This window comes from Burkholderia sp. THE68 (assembly GCF_009938265.1).
In the GTDB taxonomy this organism is placed as follows: Bacteria; Pseudomonadota; Gammaproteobacteria; order Burkholderiales; family Burkholderiaceae; genus Caballeronia.
Genome location: NZ_AP022319.1, coordinates 318,684 through 335,307, shown reverse-complemented (window position 1 = coordinate 335,307; position 16,624 = coordinate 318,684). Strand labels below are relative to the sequence as shown.

Here is a 16,624-nt window from a genome sequence, read left to right as displayed (position 1 = left end):
GAAACGGGTAAGCGGATGCTCTTACCTTAGTCTCCAGCGCATCGAAAGCAGAACTCGCCTGAAAGCGCATGCGCGAAGGCATCGCATGATGTCCCCGCTAGGGGATTTCCCTTGATTCTACGCATCGCTTATCGTTCGCGCGCCGCGCCGGACGCGGGCGCTTTTGCAGGCAGAGAAAAGACATCCATGCAGGAGACGGAAATGGACCTCAAGATCGTAGAAAAAATCAAATCGAGCGCCGCGTACGGCGAACTGGTGCGAAAGCGCTCGAAGCTCGGCTGGACGCTCACCGCGCTCGTGCTGATCGTGTATTACGGCTACGTGCTGCTGATCGCGTTCAACAAGGAACTGCTCTCCGCGAAGATGGGCGCGGGCGTGATGACCTGGGGCATGCCGATCGGCCTGTTCGTGATCGTCTTCACGGTCGTCATCACGGGCCTCTACGTACGCCACGCCAACAGCACGTACGACGAACTCACCGACAAGATCAAGCGGGAGGCCGCATGAAGTCGCAACGTTTCCTCGCGGCAGGCGCGCTCTTCGCCGCATCCGCCAGTGCCTTCGCCGCGGGCGGCGATCTCGGTCAGGCGGTCAAGCAGGCGACCAACTGGACGGCGATCTGCATGTTCATCGCGTTCGTGATCGCGACGCTGTTCATCACCAAATGGGCCGCGAAGAAGACGCGCTCGGCGGCCGATTTCTACACGGCCGGCGGCGGCATCACCGGCTTCCAGAACGGTCTCGCGATCGCGGGCGACTTCATGTCGGCGGCCTCGTTTCTCGGCATCTCGGCGGCGGTCTACAGCAACGGCTATGACGGCCTGATCTATTCGATCGGCTTTCTCGTCGGCTGGCCGATCATCACGTTCCTGATGGCGGAGCGCCTGCGCAATCTCGGCCGCTTCACCTTCGCCGATGTCGCCGCGTACCGCTTCAAGCAGACGCCCATTCGCGCGTTTGCCGCGTCGGGCACGCTCGTCGTCGTGGCGTTCTACCTGATCGCGCAGATGGTCGGCGCGGGCCAGCTCATCAAGCTGCTGTTCGGCCTCGAATACTGGATCGCGGTGGTGATCGTCGGCGCACTGATGATGGTGTACGTGCTCTTCGGCGGCATGACCGCGACCACCTGGGTGCAGATCATCAAGGCCTGTCTGCTGCTCGCGGGTGCGTCGTTCATGGCGTTCATGGTGCTGTGGCAGTTCCACTTCAGCCCCGAAGCGCTGTTTGCGAAGGCCGTCGAGGTACACGAGAAGAAAGAGTCGATCATGGGCCCGGGCAACTTCATCAAGGACCCGATCTCCGCGATTTCCTTCGGCATTGCACTGATGTTCGGCACCGCCGGCCTGCCGCATATCCTGATGCGCTTCTTCACCGTGCCGAACGCGAAGGAAGCGCGCAAGTCGGTGTTCTGGGCGACGACGTGGATCGGTTACTTCTACATTCTCACCTTCATCATCGGCTTCGGTGCGATCGTGCTGGTGAGCACCAATCCGATGTTCAAGGACGCGGGCGGCAAGCTGCTCGGCGGCACGAACATGGCGGCGGTGCATCTGGCGAGCGCGGTCGGCGGCAACGTGTTCCTCGGCTTCATCTCGGCCGTCGCGTTTGCAACCATTCTCGCGGTGGTCGCGGGTCTGACGCTCGCGGGTGCATCGGCGGTGTCGCATGATCTGTACGCGACCGTGTTCAAGAAGGGCAAGGCGTCGAGCAAGAGCGAGCTGAAGGTGTCGCGTATCACGACGATCGTGCTCGGCATCGTCGCGGTCGTGCTCGGGATCGTGTTCGAGAAGCAGAACATCGCGTTCATGGTGTCGCTCGCGTTCGCAGTAGCGGCGTCGGCCAATTTCCCGGTGCTCTTCATGTCCGTACTGTGGCGCGGCTGCACGACGCGCGGCGCGGCGATCGGCGGTTTCCTCGGCCTGCTGTCGGCGGTCGCGATGACGGTGCTCTCGAAGGCCGTGTGGGTCGACGTGTTCCACTACGCGAGCGCGCCGTTCCCGTACGCATCGCCCGCGCTGTTTTCGATGGCGATCGGCTTCGCCGGCATCTGGCTCTTCTCGGTGACCGACCGCTCCGCGCGCGCACGCATCGACAAGGCCGGGTTCGAAGCGCAGACGGTGCGCTCGGAGACGGGCATCGGCGCGGTGGAAGGCGCGAGTCATTGATGTGAGGTTGACGCGGCGGCGCGCATCGGCGTGCCGCCGCGTAAGCGCTTCCGATCGACCGACCGGTCGTTTTGCGATGAATACATCGCCGGCGCGACATGCCGCTGCACTGATACGACAACACAGTCCCGCGTTATCGAATGGCCGAAAAAATGCGTTAAGCTCGCTGCAACTGTATGCACGAAGCGCCACACGCATTGGAGCGAGCCATGGAACTGCAGTGCCCGAGTCTTTTCGAGCAATCGGCGTATATCGGCGGCGCGTGGGTCGACAACACGTCGCTGCCGCGCGTGCCTGTCGCCAATCCGGCGAATGGCGAGATCATCGGCAGCGTGCCGCAGGTCACGGCGGAGCAGGTGGGTGAAGCTGTCGAATGCGCGAACGCGGCGTTGCAGGACTGGCGCAGCTGGAGCAGCCGTGAGCGGGCGTCGGTGTTGCGAGAGTGGGGGCGCCTCGTCGAGCTTCATCGCGACGATCTCGCCATCATTCTGTGCAGCGAGCAGGGCAAGCCGCTGCACGAAGCGCGCTCGGAAATCACGCAGGCGGCGAATTATCTCGACTGGTTCGCGGAAGAAGCGCGCCGCATTTACGGCGACAACATTCCTGCGCCGCGGCGCAATCAACGCATCCGCGTGCTGCATCAGCCGATCGGCGTGTGCGGCGCTATCACGTCATGGACGTTTCCCTCCTCGATGGTCGCGCGACGCGTCGGCGCCGCGCTCGCGGCGGGCTGCACGGTCATTCATCATCCCGATCCGCAGACTCCTTTTTCAGCGCTCGCGCTTTGCGTGCTCGGCGAAAACGCCGGCTTGCCGCGCGGCGTGCTGTCCGTGCTGACGGGCGAGGGCGAGCCGATCAGAAGCACGCTGCTCGCGAATCGCGATGTGCGCAAGGTGTCGTTCACCGGTTCCATCGACGAAGGCAAGCGGCTGATGACCTTGTGCGCGCCCACGGTCAAGAAGATGTCGCTGGAGCTGGGCGCGAACTGTCCTTTCATCGTGTTTGGCGATGCGGACATCGACCTTGCCGTCAAAGGCGCGCTCGATGCGCGTTTCCGTCATTCGGGTCAGGCCGCGATGTGCGCGAACCGTTTCTTCGTGCATGAAGACGTGTACGAAACCTTTGTCGCGAAGCTCGTTTCGAAGGTCGCGTTGCTCAAGGTGAGCAATGGCCTGGACGAAGGCGCGCAGATCGGTCCGCTGATCGGCGAGACGGCGGTGACGCGCGTCGAAAGTCTCATTGACGAAGCCGTGAAGCTCGGCGCGACGATCGCGGCGGGCGGCTCGCGCCTCGCGCCCGGCTCGAACTTTTTCAGGCCGACGGTGCTGACCGGCGTCGATCCGTCGATGAGCGTGTGCGGCGACGAAGTGCTCGGGCCGATTGCGAGCGTGCTGCGCTTCAGGGACGAAGACGATGTGATCACGCTTGCGAACGATACGCGCACCGGGCTCGCGGCGTATTTCTACACCGCGGATATCAGCCGCGCGTTTCGCGTGATGGAGGCGCTGGAGTGCGGCGTCGTCGGCGTGAACGATAGCCTCGTGTTCAATGAGGTCGCGCCGTTCGGCGGCATCAAGGAATCGGGGATGGGGCGTGAGGGGGCGTCGTCGGGGGTCGAGGAGTATCTGGAATCGAAGTATGTGTGTTTTGGGAATCTGGAGAGGTAGGCTCTCAGGCTTACTCCGGCGGCCTCACCACCAGAATCGGCAAGTGACTGTGCGTCAGCACCTTCTGCGTTTCGCTGCCGAGCAATAGCCCGCGAATGCCGCCATGTCCGTGCGACGCCATCACGATGAGGTCGCAGTGGCGCGCCTTCGCCGTATCGAGGATCGCTTCGTAGGGATGCGCGCCGGTAGGCGCTTCGGTATCGCATTCCACGCCGGCCGAGGTGGCGATGCTTCGCATGCTCTCGAGATATTGTTCGGCGCGCGCCCTGTCGACGGATTGAAGATCGGCCTGATCCGAGCCCACCATTTCGGCGCTATAAACGGTCATATGAAACGGCCGCACCATATAAAGACCCGTGATGCGCGCGCTGTTTTCCTTGGCCAGCCCGACCGCCATGCGCAATGCCGCCTCGGATAGCGGGGAGCCGTCTGTGGGAACCAGCAGATGCTTGAACATGATGACGTCCTCCGGTTCTCTGGGGACAGTGAAGTGACACAATCAAGTATAGGCGAGCGTGTCGACGGTCGTAGGCGAATCGACAGCCAAAACCCTAACGCGCCATCGCCGCAGGCTCCTCATGCAAACGCACGGCCATGACAGGCGCTTCGGGCCCCACATGCGACAGCTTCATCAACCTTGGCTGCAACAGCAACGCGACAAGCCCGCTCCAGCCCGTCTGATGCGATGCGCCGACACCGCGTCCATTGTCGCCATGAAAATACTCATGAAAGAGGATGAGATCGCGCGAACGCGGATCGGCCTGCAACTGCGGATACGCGGCCATCACAGGACGTTTGCCGTCCGCATCTTTCAAGAATAGCGTCGTGATGCGCCGTGAAAGATCGTCGGCGATTTCGCTCAGCGAGTGCGTTTCTCCCGATCCCGTCGGATGCTCGACGCGAAACTCATCGCCGTAGTAGCGATGAAACTCGTACAGCGATTCGATCAGAAGGTAATTGACCGGCATCCAGATCGGCCCGCGCCAGTTCGAATTGCCGCCGAACACACGCGTGTTCGATTCCGCAGGCAAGTATCGGATACAGACGTTCACGCCATCGTGATCGAAGACATAGGGCGCTTCACAATGCACACGCGACAAGGCCCGAATGCCATAGTCGGAAAGGAACTCACTCTGATCGAGCGTGCGGCGCAAAAGCGCTTTCATGCGATGTCCGCGCAACAGCGAAAGCAAAGTCGTATTGCCCTTGCCGGGCTCCGTCCAGCGCGACACGAGTTTTGCGAGATTCGGCCGATGATCCAGAAACCACACGAGCCGTTCGCGCAGCCCCGGCAGATCGCCATACACGCGCTCTTCGAGCACATGCACGGCGAAAAGCGGAATCAGTCCGACGATCGAACGAATCCGCATGGGCACGCGCGCGCCGTTCGGAAGATGCAGCACGTCATAGAAGAATTCGTCCTTGCCTTCCCATAGCCCGGTGTTGCAGCCTTCGCCGCAACTGACCGCTTCCGCGATATACAGAAAGTGCTCGAAGAACTTCACCGCGATTTCGACATACGACTCGTTCGTCATCGCGAGTTCGAGGCCGATCTGCATCAGATCGAGCGCATACGAAGCCATCCACGCGGTGCCATCGGCCTGATCGATGCGCCCGCCCGTGGGCAGCGGTTGCGATCGATCGAAGATGCCGATGTTATCGAGCCCGAGAAAACCGCCCTGAAAGATGTTGCGGTCGTCGGCGTCCTTGCGGTTCACCCACCACGCGAAGTTGAGCAGCAGCTTGTGGAACATCACTTCGAGAAACGCGTGATCGCCGATGCCCGTCATCTCGCGATCGAGTTCGAACACGCGCCATGTCGCCCATGCGTGAACGGGTGGATTCGCATCGCCGAACGCCCATTCATACGCGGGCAATTGCCCGTTCGGATGCATGTAGCGCTCTTTCACGAGCAGCGACAACTGCTTCTTCGCGAAGTCGGGATCGATGGTCGCGAAGGCAACCGCATGAAACGCCAGATCCCACGACGCGTACCACGGGTACTCCCATTTGTCCGGCATCGATACGATGTCGCCGTTGCACATGTGCCGCCAGTCCGCATTGCGGCCGCGTCTGCGTCCCTTCGGCGGCGTGGGCTGGCCCGGATCGCCGTCGTGCCAGCGCGTGACGTCGAACTGGTAATACTGCTTTGACCACAGCATGCCGGCGAGCGCCTGGCGCTGCACGAGGCGCGCGTCGGCATCGTCGATATCGTGTTGCAGCGTCGCATAGAACTCGTCAGCTTCCGCTTCACGGCGCGCGAAAAGCTGTTGCATGTCGAGCGGCGGCGCATTCGATACTGACGCGGGACGCCAGCGCAGATACATCACGGCGCTTTCATGCGGCCCGAGTTGCAGACACGCATGCGCGGCGCAGCGTGTGCCGCGATCGCGCCGGATGGCTTTGTCGTCGCCTTCGACGAGATAGTCGTTGAAGCCGTCCTTGAATGGTCCGGCACCCTCGATGCCGAAGATGCGACGAACGTTCGTTTCGTTTTCGCAAAAGATCCATTCGATGGGAACATCGGCCGTGGCCGTGACGATCGTCGTTCCTTGCGAAGGATTGTGCGCGACTATGCGCGCGCCTTCGCCCGCATCCGCTTCGAGTGTCAGCGACGGCTTACCCCATTTGCTCGACCACGACCATCGATTACGCGCCCAGAACTGCGGCAGGACGTGAAGCGTCGCAGCCTCGTCCGCGCGATTTTCCACCGTCACGCGCATCACGATGTCATCCGGCGTGTGCTTCGCATATTCGATGCAGACGTCGAAGTATCGATTGTTATCGAACACGCCGGTGTCGAGGATTTCGTATTCGGGAAGCTCGGGCCCGCGCTTCCTGTTTTCGTCGATCAGTTGCTGATACGGATACGCGTCGTGCGGATACTTGTACAGCATCTTCATGTACGAATGCGTCGGCGTGCCGTCCAGATAGAAGTACAGCTCCTTCACATCTTCGCCGTGATTGCCTTGCTCGTTGGTCAGGCCGAAAAGCCGTTCCTTGATGATCGGATCGCGCCCGTTCCACAATGCGAGCGACACGCACCAGTCGAGCGGATCGTTGCCGAATCCCGCGATGCCGTCCTCGCCCCAGCGATACATGCGGCTGCGCGCATGGTCGTGCGGAAAGTAATCCCATGCCGTGCCGTATTCGCTGTAATCCTCGCGCACGGTGCCCCATTGACGCTCGCTCAGATACGGTCCCCAGCGGCGCCAGTGATCGAGTTCGGGCCCGTGCAGGCGCGAGCCTTCCTTCGTCTGCAGCAGATGGATTGCGCGTAGCGGTGGCATGCGACCTCCGTTCCGGATGACGATCCAAACCCGCGATGCGTTCGATGCGCGGTTCTCCGATGATAAGCGAAACGAAAAAAAGCGCGGCGATTGCCGCGCTGCAAGTTGAATCGTGCTGCTATCAACGCGTTCCCGCGCTTCTCAGCGAAATGCCTTCGGGATGCGGATTCGCGTCATTCATGTCCTCGGGAAGAAGATTGCCGTCAGCGAGGCGTTCGTCGGCTTGCGCGGTCTCCGGAAAGCGCTCGGGATAGAGATGACGTTCGCTGATCGCCGCATCGAAGGTGCGCGACCACTTCGCAATCACCACGGTCGCGAGGCTGTTGCCGATCGTGTTGCACGTCGCGATGGCCATCGACATGAAGCGGTACACGCCGAAGATCAACGCGAGTCCCTCGACGGGAAGGATGCCCGTCGATGTGACGGTCGCCGCGAACACCACGAACGATCCGCCCGAGACCGTGGCCGCGCCTTTCGACGTCAGCAGCATCAGCAACAGAATGCCGATCTGATGCTCGATCGTGATCGGCACGCCATAGGCATGCGCGATGAACATCACGCCCATCGACATGAAGATCGAAGTGCCGTCGAGATTGAACGCGTAACCGGTCGGCAGCACGAGCCCGACGGTCTGCTTCGCGCAACCGAGCCGTTCGAGCTTGATCAGGAGACGCGGCAGCGCGCTTTCCGACGAAGCCGTGCCGAGCACGATAAAGATCTCGTCCTTGATATAGCGCAGGAAGCGCCACAGGCTGAAGCCCGCGAGCTTCGCGATCGCGCCCATCACCACGACGATGAACAGCACGACCACCGCATAGAAACTGAAGACGAGCTGCGCGAGCGCGATCAGCACCGCCGTGCCGTTGCTGCCCACCGAATACGCGACCGCGCCGAACGTGCCGAGCGGCGCGAGCTTCATCACGAGATTGATGAACGAGAACAGCACTTCGGAGATGAGATCGAGGCCTTCGTTGATCCGCACGCGGCGGCGCTCGGGAATCGCGAGAATGCCGATGCCGACCATCACCGCGAGCACGACCACTTGCAATAGCTCGCCCTTCGCGAACGCGCCGATGAAGTTGTCCGGCACCACGTGCATGACGAACTCGGTGAAGCCTTGCGGCGCGGCTTTGGCGGCCGTCGCGGGAACGGCGCCGACCGTGACCGACGTCATCGCCTTGCCCGTCTGCAGCAAGTTGCCCGCGAGCAGGCCGAACGCGAGCGCGAGCGTCGACACGACTTCGAAGTAGACGATCGAGCGCCAGCCGACGCGTCCCGCGCTTTTCACGTCGCCCGCCGACGCGATGCCGTGCACGATCGTGAGGAACACGAGCGGCGCGACGCCGGCCTTGATGAGCGCGAGAAAGATATCGCCGAGCACTTTCAATTGCGCGCCGAACTTCGGAAAGACGAGACCGACTGCTATACCGATCACGAGCGACAAAAGCACCTGCATGCCGAGCTTGCGATACCACGGCAGCTTCTTTGGCGGTGCGACGGTCGCGTCGTCGTGTGATGCGTGTTCGTTATGCATCGCATGCTCCTCCATGATTTTCTGTAATCAGATTTCGCTCGACAGCGCGATGGCCCGATCGACCATCTGCGGCGCGAGGCCGAGATAGTTCGCGGGGTCGGTCATGCGATCGATCGCGGCTCGGTCGAAGTGTTTCGTCACTTCAGGCAATGCGGCGAGCGCTTCGGCGAGCGTGCCGCCGTGTTCGTTGACGGTGCGGCACGCGTCGTACACGATGTCGTGCGCCTGCTGACGTCCGGTGTACGGCGCCATGCCCATCATCACTGCTTCCGCGACGATCAGGCCGCGGCTGATGCCGAGGTTGTGCTTCATGCGCGCTTCGTCGACGATCAGGCCGCCGAGCGCGAACTTCGCCTGATGCAGCGCGCCCGACGTGAGAATGAAGCTCTCCGGAATCGCGATCCATTCGGCATGCCACGGGCCGGTGGCGCGCTCGAAGTCCTGGATCATCGCGTCGACCATCAGGCCCGCGTGCTGGCGCACCGCTTTAGCTGCGGCAAGCATGAGTTCGCTCGAAATCGGATTGCGTTTTTGCGGCATGGTGCTGCTCGCGCCGCGGCCCTTCACGAACGGCTCGTACACTTCCGCGAATTCGGTGGACGCCATGATCATGATGTCGATGGCGATCTTGCCGAGCGAACCCGTGACGAGCGCGAGCAGGTTGACCGCTTCGGCGAAGCCGTCGCGCGCGACGTGCCATGTGGTCGCCGGCACGCCGAGCTTCAGTTCTTCGGCGAGCGCCTTCTGCACCGCGAAGCCCGTCTCGCCGAGCGATGCCAGCGTGCCCGCCGCGCCCGCGAATTCGACGACGGCCACGCGTTCACGCATCTGCGCGATACGTTCCTGATGACGATCGAACATCGCGAGCCAGATCGCGACCTTGTAGCCGAAGGTGACGGGCAGCGCCTGCTGCAAGTGCGTGCGGCCGGCCATCGGCGTATCGCGATGCTTCTTCGCGAGGTTCGCGAGAATCGCGCGCAGTTCGCGGATATCGCCATCGATCGAATCGAGCGCATCGCGCACCTGCAGCGCGACGGCCGTATCCATGATGTCCTGAGTCGTGGCGCCCCAGTGAACGTAGCGTCCGGCGTCGCCGCACATCTTCACCATCTGATGCACGAGCGGCAGGATCGGATAGCCGACGATATCGGTTTCCTCGCGCATGTGATCGAAGTCGATGCGCTCGATCTTCGATTCACGCGCGATCACCTCGGCGGCTTCGGCGGGAATGACGCCGGCGCGCGCCTCGGCCTTCGCGAGCGCCACTTCGACGTCGAGATAACGCTGCACCAGCGCGTGATCCGCGAACAACGCGCGCATTTTCGCGGTGCCGAAGGCATCGCGGAACAGCACGGAATCGAACACGGTGCTGGCCAGGGGGGACACGGAACTCGTCATGAAGACCTCTCGGGGATGCAGAACGAAGATGAAAGAGGACACGTAATATGTCCGGACATATGCAGATTAATATGTTCGAACATATCGGGCAAGATATGATTTACCCTGACCACCGAAAATCACCACCATCGCAGCAATGAACAGACCGCATTTCGCCGAGATCGCGCGAGAACTGACCGAGGGAATCGCATCGGGGCGCTTTCCCGTCGGCTCCTATCTGCCGACCGAACTGGAGCTGCGTGACCACTACCAGACGAGCCGGCACACCGTGCGCGCCGCGTTGCACGAGTTGCAGCAAATGGGGCTCGTGTCGCGGCGCAAGAATGCCGGCACGCGCGTCGAGTCGATGCAGCCACGCAATGACTTTCGGCCCTCGCTCGCGTCCGTCGACGATCTCGTGCAGTTCGGCTCGGAGCATTTGCGCCTCGTGCAGTCGACGCAGCAGATCGAGGCGACGGCTAAGCTCGCGAAGACCTTGCGCTGCGCGCAGGGTGCGCCGTGGCTGCGCGTGTCGAGTCTGCGGATCGATGGCGACAAGGACAGCCCGCCCGTCGGCTGGACGGACGTGTATATCGATCCGGAATACGAGGACATCGCGCAAGCCGCGAAGGAGAATCCGGATACGCTCATCAGCTCGCTGATCGAGACACGCTATGGCCGCAGCATCGACGAGATTCAGCAGGATGTGCGGGCCATTACGGTGACCGCCGAAATGGCGAAGCGCCTGCGCGTGGAGGCGGGCACGGCGGCGCTGGAAATCGTGCGCCGCTATCTCGATGCGACCGGCGCGACGTTCGAAGTGTCGGTCACCGTGCATCCGGCCGAACGGTTTTCGGTGTCGATGCGCCTCAAGCGGTCTCAAGGCTGAGCGTGCTATGTGGGCGTACCCGGAGCGGATGCGAATAGCACGCTCGTGCTGAGTTGCATCGAACAGAACGGACCGCGGCATTGAGCGGCCATCGATGACACCGCGTCATCGATGCCATAACCGGCAAGTCATTTTTCCCGAAGCGTCCGCGCCCTAACATGCGATCCATCGAAGTCAAACGGATTGCATAAGGAGCCGGACCATGTACGTCATCACTGGAATCACTGGACAAGTCGGCGGCGCGCTCGCGAATGCGCTGCTGGAAGCGGGCAAGCCCGTGCGCGCCGTCGTGCGCGATGAGCAAAAGGGCGCGGCGTGGTCGGCGCGGGGGTGCGATGTCGCGCTCGCCGACATGACCGATGCCGACTCGCTCGCGCATGCCTTCGAAGGTGCCGAAGCCGTGTTCATTCTTCCGCCGCCGGAATTCGATCCCGCGCCGGACTTTCCGGAAGCGCGTGAAGTCATCGACGCGATCGTCGCGGCGGTGGCGCGGGCGAAGCCGCGCAAGATCGTTTGCCTGTCGACGATTGGTGCTCAGGCCGCACAGACCAATTTGCTGACGCAGCGCACGTTGCTGGAAGACGCGCTTCGTCGGCAATCGATTCCTGTCACGTTTCTGCGTCCTGGCTGGTTCATGGAGAACTGCGCATGGGATGTCGACGGCGCGCGTGGCGAGGGCGTTGTGCAGTCGTTCTTGCAACCGCTCGATCGCGCGATTCCGATGGTGGCTACCGATGATATCGGCTTGCTTGCCTCAAAGCTGATGCAGGAAGACTGGGCGGGCGTGCGTGTCGTCGAACTGGAGGGGCCGCGGCGCGTGAGTCCGAATGATATCGCTGCGGCGTTCGAGGAGGTGCTTGGCAAGCCGGTACGGATGGAGGCAGTTCCGCGCGGAACATGGCAGGCGCTCTTCGTCAGTCAGGGCATGAGGAACCCGATGCCGCGCATGCGGATGCTCGACGGGTTCAACGAAGGCTGGATCGATTTTGAGAACGGTCGCGCGGAGATCGTCAAGGGGACGACGTTGCTTGTCGATGTGATTCGCAGGCTCGTTACCAAGCCTCAGGCAATATCACTCACGTGAGGAATCATCGCCGCCTGCCCACGATACACGCCATCGCGATCGAACAACTGCCACACAGTCGCGCGCTCGATCCAGAATCGCTCGCCCGTCTTCCTGACGCGAACGCCACGATAACCATCGACATATCCATCACGCGTCACCTGTTCGAGAAACGCCTGACGTTCGCTGCGTTCGGGCGCTTCGGCGGAGAGCCGCGAGGGCAACGCCGTCAACTCGTTCCACGTATAGCCGAACAATCGTTGCGCGCGCAGGTTGCCATAGACGAAAACGGGATCGGCCTGCGTGTCGTGCGCAAGAATGCCGAAGGGCGCGTCTTCATAGAGCCAGCGCGCGGCTTCGGCGGAACTCATGTTTGGATCGGGAACCAGCGACTTTCCCAGCAAGCGCGTATAGCTTTCGTCGAGAAGCGTGAAGAAGTCGGAATCGGTGGGCTGCATCGTGCAATGAATCGAGTAGACAGAAGGCGATAACCTTACTCGTTTGCTTCGGTTTGTGCACGCTCCAGGTCCGCATGGGCTTCATCGACCTTGTGTTGCCGCTCCGCGATCTTCTTCGCGCTCTTGCCTTCGCTCTTCGCTTTCTGAAGGTCGTGCTGACGTTCGTCGAGTCTCTTCTGCGCCGCCGCGACCTTGCGCTGGGCCTCGCTTTTCAGCGACTCATCCGTGCAATTGGCATTCAGACGCGCGAGCGCCGTCTCTAGCCCGTCCACGCGATTCGCATTGCCATGCGCGCGCGCATACGCGATTTCCTGTTCGATCGAACTGCGCTTCGCATCGCATCCTTTCGATTGAGCCGCGCAATAGAGCGGACTTGCGAGCGATACGATCAGCAATGCCTTGAATGCGAGTTTCATGTATGGCCTCACGAAAAGCGATGCACGACTGGTGAGCCGATACTCTACCGTTTTCTGGCTATACGAGTACGGCTACACTGTCGTCTCACGTGCATCAAGATATTCCGGACATGAATCACGAAACACTGACTCCCGAGGCGCTTCATCAAATTGCACACGGCGCATTGCTCGCAGCGGGTTCCACCGAAGCAACCGCCGAAGCCACCGCGAAAGCGCTCGTCTATGCCGACACACACGGTCTCGCGTCTCACGGCGTCGCGCGCCTGCCGATGTACCTCGCGCAATTGCGCAACGGCCGCGTCGATCCGGCCGCGGTACCGCACATCGTGCGCGACAAGGGCGCGGCGTTTCTCGTCGATGCCGCCGATGGTCTCGCGTTCGCCGCCTGCGAACTCGCGATCGCCACAGGCATCGAACGCGCGCGCACGTTCGGCACGGCGGCGGCGAGCATCACGCGCAGTCATCACTTTGGCGCCGGTGCGTATCACCTCGAAGGCGTGGGTGAAGCGGGGCTCGTCGGTCTCGCGTTCAGCAACGCGCCCGGCTCGATGCCCGCATGGGGCGGCTCGCGACCGCTCTTCGGCACGAATCCGATTGCCGCCGTATTCCCGCGCGTGAACGGCAAGCCGCTGATGATCGATCTGTCCTTGTCGCAAGTGGCGCGCGGCAAGATCATGGTCGCCGCGCGCGACGGCAAGCCGATTCCCGAAGGCTGGGCCACGACCGCCGACGGCGAGCCGACCACCGACGCGCATGCCGCGTTGAACGGCATGATGCTGCCCTTCGGCGGCGCGAAGGGCGCGATGCTGGCGTTGATGGTGGAACTGCTCGCGGCGGCGCTTGCGGGCGCGCAGTTCGGCGCGGAAGCGGGATCGTTCCTGACGGCCGAAGGCAAGCGCTCGCGCGTGGGCCATCTGTTCTGGATCATCGATCCGGGCGCGCTCGCGGGCAACGATGCGTATCTCGAACGCATCGAGACGCTGATCGAGCTGATGCTCGCCGATGAAGGCGTGCGCTTGCCGGGTTATCGGCGCCATGACGTGGCCGCGCAGTCGGCGCGCGAGGGCATCGAATTGCCCGCGTCGCTCGTCGCGCAACTGCGGGCTTGCGCGGATACGCTCAGGACTTGACGACCTTGCCCGCCTGAAGCACGACTTCGATGCGCTCGCCATTGCCCGACACCGCCTCGATATCCTTCAGCGGATTGCCATCGACGATCAGCACGTCCGCGGTCGCGCCCGCCGCGATCGTGCCGAGCTTGCCCTTCATGCCGATGATGTCCGCCGCGATCGTCGTCGCGGAGCGCAGCGCTTCCAGATTGCCGAGCACGTCCGCGCGAATGCGGAATTCGCCGGACTGAAACTCGTGCATCTCGCCGAGCAGGTCCGAGCCGAAACCCATCGGCACGCCGGCGCGCGCGTAGATTTCGAGCGATTCGCGTCCGGCGCGCTGCACCGATGCGACCTTCGCCACCGACTCGGGCGGCAGACCGTATTGCGCGCCATGTTTCGCGAGGGCATCGTAAGTGACGAGCGTCGGCACCACGAACGCGCCGTGTTCGCGCATCAGGCTTGCGGCGGCCTCATCGACGAGATTGCCGTGTTCGATCGTGCGCACGCCGCAACGCACCGCGCGCGCGATCGCGCGGCCCGTGTACGCATGGGCCATCACATAGGTGTTCGCGGCTTCGGCTTCCGCGACGATCGCGCGAATCTCGTCCTCCGAGTATTGCGTGTTGTTGATCGGATCGGTCGGCGAAGCGACGCCGCCCGACGCCATGATCTTGATCTGCGTCGCGCCCTTCTGGATTTCCTCGCGCACGGCGAGACGCACGGCATCGACGCCATCGACCACGCGCGCGATCGCACCGGCGCGAAAGCAGCATGAACACGGTTCCAGCAGATCGTTGCGCGGCCGGAAATCGCCGTGACCGCCCGTTTGCGACAGCGCCTTGCCCGACGGGAAAATGCGCGGGCCCGGCACGAGGCCGGTTTCGACCGCCTGCATCAGCGCCCAGTCGGCGCCGCCCGCGTCACGCACGCTCGTGAAGCCGCGCGAAAGCATCGCCGCGAGGATCGGCAGCGAGCGAATGGCCGCGAGTATGTTCGGCTGCGCGGCGTTCGCACCGAGATTCGCATTGGATGCCAGCACGTGAACGTGACAGTCGATGAAGCCGGGCATCACGGTCTTGCCCTTCGCATCGATCACGCGCGCGTTCGGCATATCGACGGGACGGTCCGTCACTTCGACGATGCGCTCGCCCTCGATCACGACATGATGATGTTCGAGCAGTTCGCCACGCTCGAGATCGAGCACGTTGCCGCCCTGGATGACGATGGTTGTCATTGCATTGACCTCGTTGTTTGGTTCAGACGCGCTTCGTGGCGTCCTTGATGAAGCGCGTGCCCGCGAAGCTGATCGCCGCGGCGATCATCACGTAGATCGCGGGCGCCATGTTGCTGCCGGTCTTCGCGATGAGCCAGGTGATGAGGAAGGGCGCGAAACCGCCGAAGATCGTCACGGCGAAGTTGTACGCGACGGACAGGCCGGTCGAAAGCACCTTGGTCGGGAACAGCTCGGCGAACGCGGCGAGAATCGGGCCGGTGTAAGCCGCGATCAGCACGCCGAACACCGCCTGAAACACGAGCAGCGATGCGAGGCCGGGCGCGGCGTTGATCCACGCGAACATCGGCCAGGCGAGCACGAGGATCGCGAGCGCGGCGCCGGAGAGGAAGGGGCGTCGGCCGTAGCGGTCGGCGAGCGTCCCGATCACCGGCGAGAAGCACATGATCATGAGGCCGCCCATCATGCCGGCGACGAGGCCCGTCGATTGCGGCAGATGCAGCGTGCGCACGGAGTACGTCGGCATGTAGAAGAGCAGCACGTAGGTGCAGACGGTCCAGAGAATCACCATCGAAAAGCTCGCGAAGGTTTCGCGCGGGAAGTTCGACAGCACTTCGGCGAGCGGCGACTTCGCCTTCGCTTCGTCGCTGACGGCGGCGAAGGCGGGCGTTTCGTCGATATGGCTGCGGATGTAGTAACCGACCGGACCGACGATGATCCCGAGCAGGAACGGCACACGCCAGCCCCAGCTATTGAGCGCGGCTGCATCTAGCGACGAGGTCACGAACGCACCGGTCGCCGCGCCGAGCAGCACGGCAAAGCCGATGCTCGACTGAATCCAGCTCGAATAGAACGCGCGCTTTTTGGGCGGCGCGTACTCGGTGAGAAAGGCCGTGGCGCCGCCCATTTCTCCACCTGCGGAAAAGCCCTGCAACAGCCGCGCGACGACGATCACGAGCGGCGCGAAGATGCCGGCCTGTTCGAACGTCGGCGCGATGCCGATGAGCGCGGTGCCGAACGCCATCAACAGAATGGTGAGCGAAAGCGCGGCCTTGCGTCCGACCTTGTCGGCATAGATGCCGAGCACGATGCCGCCCACGGGCCGCATGAAAAAGCCGACGCCGAAGGTCGCCACCGTGAGCAGCACCGAGGTCAGCTCGTTGCCGGTGGGAAAGAACAGCTTCGCGATAGTGACCGCGAAAAAGCTATAGACGGTGAAGTCGAACCATTCGAGCCCGTTGCCGAGCACCGTTGCGACGATGGCGCGCCGCCGCTGCGTCCCGAGAGCGGGCGCGTGCGGCGTGGCGGGTGACAGTGTTCCTTGCATCGGACGATCCTCCTCCAGAAATAAGTCTCCCTTGCATGACGACATGCTAAGTACGGGGAGATTTGTTTCTGAAACGAAAGATTCGCATGCATGCA

The 16,624-nt window shown here is 62.7% G+C and carries 14 protein-coding genes; 6 read left to right on the top strand and 8 right to left on the bottom strand.

Annotated elements, in window-relative coordinates:
* Positions 1-201 precede the first annotated feature (201 nt).
* The 3 genes from BTHE68_RS30305 (at position 202) to BTHE68_RS30295 (ending at position 3,832) form a co-directional block, all read left to right on the top strand.
* Positions 202-507 (top strand): DUF485 domain-containing protein, encoded by a 306-nt coding sequence (locus tag BTHE68_RS30305; RefSeq protein ID WP_162069994.1) that lies wholly within the window; start codon positions 202-204, stop codon positions 505-507.
* Positions 504-2,165, top strand: coding sequence for a cation acetate symporter (locus tag BTHE68_RS30300; protein ID WP_162069993.1), 1,662 nt, complete (start codon positions 504-506; stop codon positions 2,163-2,165). Before BTHE68_RS30305 ends, BTHE68_RS30300 begins: the two co-directional genes overlap by 4 nt.
* Positions 2,166-2,374: 209 nt before the next feature.
* Positions 2,375-3,832, top strand: a complete 1,458-nt coding sequence (locus tag BTHE68_RS30295; RefSeq protein ID WP_162069992.1) for an NAD-dependent succinate-semialdehyde dehydrogenase — start codon at positions 2,375-2,377, stop codon at positions 3,830-3,832.
* Positions 3,833-3,842: 10 nt separating this feature from the next.
* Here BTHE68_RS30295 and BTHE68_RS30290 read toward each other — a convergent pair whose 3' ends face one another.
* The 4 genes from BTHE68_RS30290 to BTHE68_RS30275 form a co-directional block, all read right to left on the bottom strand.
* Positions 3,843-4,289: a universal stress protein gene (locus BTHE68_RS30290; RefSeq protein WP_162069991.1), complete on the bottom strand. Its 447-nt coding sequence runs from the start codon at positions 4,287-4,289 to the stop codon at positions 3,843-3,845.
* 94 nt (positions 4,290-4,383) lie between these two features.
* The gene (locus BTHE68_RS30285) at positions 4,384-7,122 is read right to left on the bottom strand and encodes an MGH1-like glycoside hydrolase domain-containing protein (RefSeq protein WP_162069990.1); all 2,739 of its coding nucleotides are present in this window, start codon (positions 7,120-7,122) and stop codon (positions 4,384-4,386) included.
* A 121-nt stretch (positions 7,123-7,243) separates the two neighbouring features.
* Positions 7,244-8,656: a cation:dicarboxylate symporter family transporter gene (locus BTHE68_RS30280; RefSeq protein WP_162069989.1), complete on the bottom strand. Its 1,413-nt coding sequence runs from the start codon at positions 8,654-8,656 to the stop codon at positions 7,244-7,246.
* A gap of 27 nt (positions 8,657-8,683) precedes the next feature.
* A complete protein-coding gene (locus BTHE68_RS30275) occupies positions 8,684-10,054 on the bottom strand; it encodes a class-II fumarase/aspartase family protein (protein WP_162069988.1) in 1,371 nt (456 codons plus the stop codon).
* 136 nt (positions 10,055-10,190) lie between these two features.
* Between BTHE68_RS30275 and BTHE68_RS30270 the strand changes: the two genes are divergently transcribed.
* Together BTHE68_RS30270 and BTHE68_RS30265 are read left to right on the top strand one after the other, a co-directional pair.
* Complete coding sequence (locus BTHE68_RS30270; protein WP_162069987.1) at positions 10,191-10,922, top strand: GntR family transcriptional regulator; 732 nt, start codon at positions 10,191-10,193, stop codon at positions 10,920-10,922.
* A gap of 202 nt (positions 10,923-11,124) precedes the next feature.
* Positions 11,125-12,006, top strand: coding sequence for an NmrA family NAD(P)-binding protein (locus BTHE68_RS30265; RefSeq protein ID WP_162069986.1), 882 nt, complete (start codon positions 11,125-11,127; stop codon positions 12,004-12,006).
* Here BTHE68_RS30265 and BTHE68_RS30260 read toward each other — a convergent pair.
* Positions 11,985-12,443, bottom strand: a complete 459-nt coding sequence (locus tag BTHE68_RS30260; protein ID WP_162069985.1) for an MEKHLA domain-containing protein — start codon at positions 12,441-12,443, stop codon at positions 11,985-11,987. The genes BTHE68_RS30265 and BTHE68_RS30260 overlap by 22 nt on opposite strands.
* A 35-nt stretch (positions 12,444-12,478) precedes the next feature.
* Positions 12,479-12,859 (bottom strand): DUF1090 domain-containing protein, encoded by a 381-nt coding sequence (locus BTHE68_RS30255; protein WP_162069984.1) that lies wholly within the window; start codon positions 12,857-12,859, stop codon positions 12,479-12,481.
* A 110-nt stretch (positions 12,860-12,969) separates the two neighbouring features.
* Between BTHE68_RS30255 and BTHE68_RS30250 the strand changes: the two genes are divergently transcribed.
* On the top strand, positions 12,970-13,989 hold the full coding sequence (locus BTHE68_RS30250; RefSeq protein WP_162069983.1) for an Ldh family oxidoreductase: 1,020 nt from the start codon (positions 12,970-12,972) through the stop codon (positions 13,987-13,989).
* Here BTHE68_RS30250 and BTHE68_RS30245 read toward each other — a convergent pair.
* On the bottom strand, positions 13,979-15,205 hold the full coding sequence (locus tag BTHE68_RS30245) for a metal-dependent hydrolase family protein (RefSeq protein ID WP_162069982.1): 1,227 nt from the start codon (positions 15,203-15,205) through the stop codon (positions 13,979-13,981). The two genes, BTHE68_RS30250 and BTHE68_RS30245, sit on opposite strands and share 11 nt — an antisense overlap.
* A 22-nt stretch (positions 15,206-15,227) precedes the next feature.
* A complete protein-coding gene (locus BTHE68_RS30240; RefSeq protein WP_162069981.1) occupies positions 15,228-16,529 on the bottom strand; it encodes an MFS transporter in 1,302 nt (433 codons plus the stop codon).
* Positions 16,530-16,624: the final 95 nt, after the last annotated feature.

What these genes read in the sequence shown, in the direction of transcription:
- BTHE68_RS30305 (WP_162069994.1), top strand. Translation starts at nt 202, where the DNA reads ATGGACCTCAAGATCGTAGAAAAAATCAAATCGAGCGCCGCGTACGGC.
- BTHE68_RS30300 (WP_162069993.1), top strand. Translation starts at nt 504, where the DNA reads ATGAAGTCGCAACGTTTCCTCGCGGCAGGCGCGCTCTTCGCCGCATCC.
- BTHE68_RS30295 (WP_162069992.1), top strand. Translation starts at nt 2,375, where the DNA reads ATGGAACTGCAGTGCCCGAGTCTTTTCGAGCAATCGGCGTATATCGGC.
- BTHE68_RS30290 (WP_162069991.1), bottom strand. Translation starts at nt 4,289, where the DNA reads ATGTTCAAGCATCTGCTGGTTCCCACAGACGGCTCCCCGCTATCCGAG.
- BTHE68_RS30285 (WP_162069990.1), bottom strand. Translation starts at nt 7,122, where the DNA reads ATGCCACCGCTACGCGCAATCCATCTGCTGCAGACGAAGGAAGGCTCG.
- BTHE68_RS30280 (WP_162069989.1), bottom strand. Translation starts at nt 8,656, where the DNA reads ATGCATAACGAACACGCATCACACGACGACGCGACCGTCGCACCGCCA.
- BTHE68_RS30275 (WP_162069988.1), bottom strand. Translation starts at nt 10,054, where the DNA reads ATGACGAGTTCCGTGTCCCCCCTGGCCAGCACCGTGTTCGATTCCGTG.
- BTHE68_RS30270 (WP_162069987.1), top strand. Translation starts at nt 10,191, where the DNA reads ATGAACAGACCGCATTTCGCCGAGATCGCGCGAGAACTGACCGAGGGA.
- BTHE68_RS30265 (WP_162069986.1), top strand. Translation starts at nt 11,125, where the DNA reads ATGTACGTCATCACTGGAATCACTGGACAAGTCGGCGGCGCGCTCGCG.
- BTHE68_RS30260 (WP_162069985.1), bottom strand. Translation starts at nt 12,443, where the DNA reads ATGCAGCCCACCGATTCCGACTTCTTCACGCTTCTCGACGAAAGCTAT.
- BTHE68_RS30255 (WP_162069984.1), bottom strand. Translation starts at nt 12,859, where the DNA reads ATGAAACTCGCATTCAAGGCATTGCTGATCGTATCGCTCGCAAGTCCG.
- BTHE68_RS30250 (WP_162069983.1), top strand. Translation starts at nt 12,970, where the DNA reads ATGAATCACGAAACACTGACTCCCGAGGCGCTTCATCAAATTGCACAC.
- BTHE68_RS30245 (WP_162069982.1), bottom strand. Translation starts at nt 15,205, where the DNA reads ATGACAACCATCGTCATCCAGGGCGGCAACGTGCTCGATCTCGAGCGT.
- BTHE68_RS30240 (WP_162069981.1), bottom strand. Translation starts at nt 16,529, where the DNA reads ATGCAAGGAACACTGTCACCCGCCACGCCGCACGCGCCCGCTCTCGGG.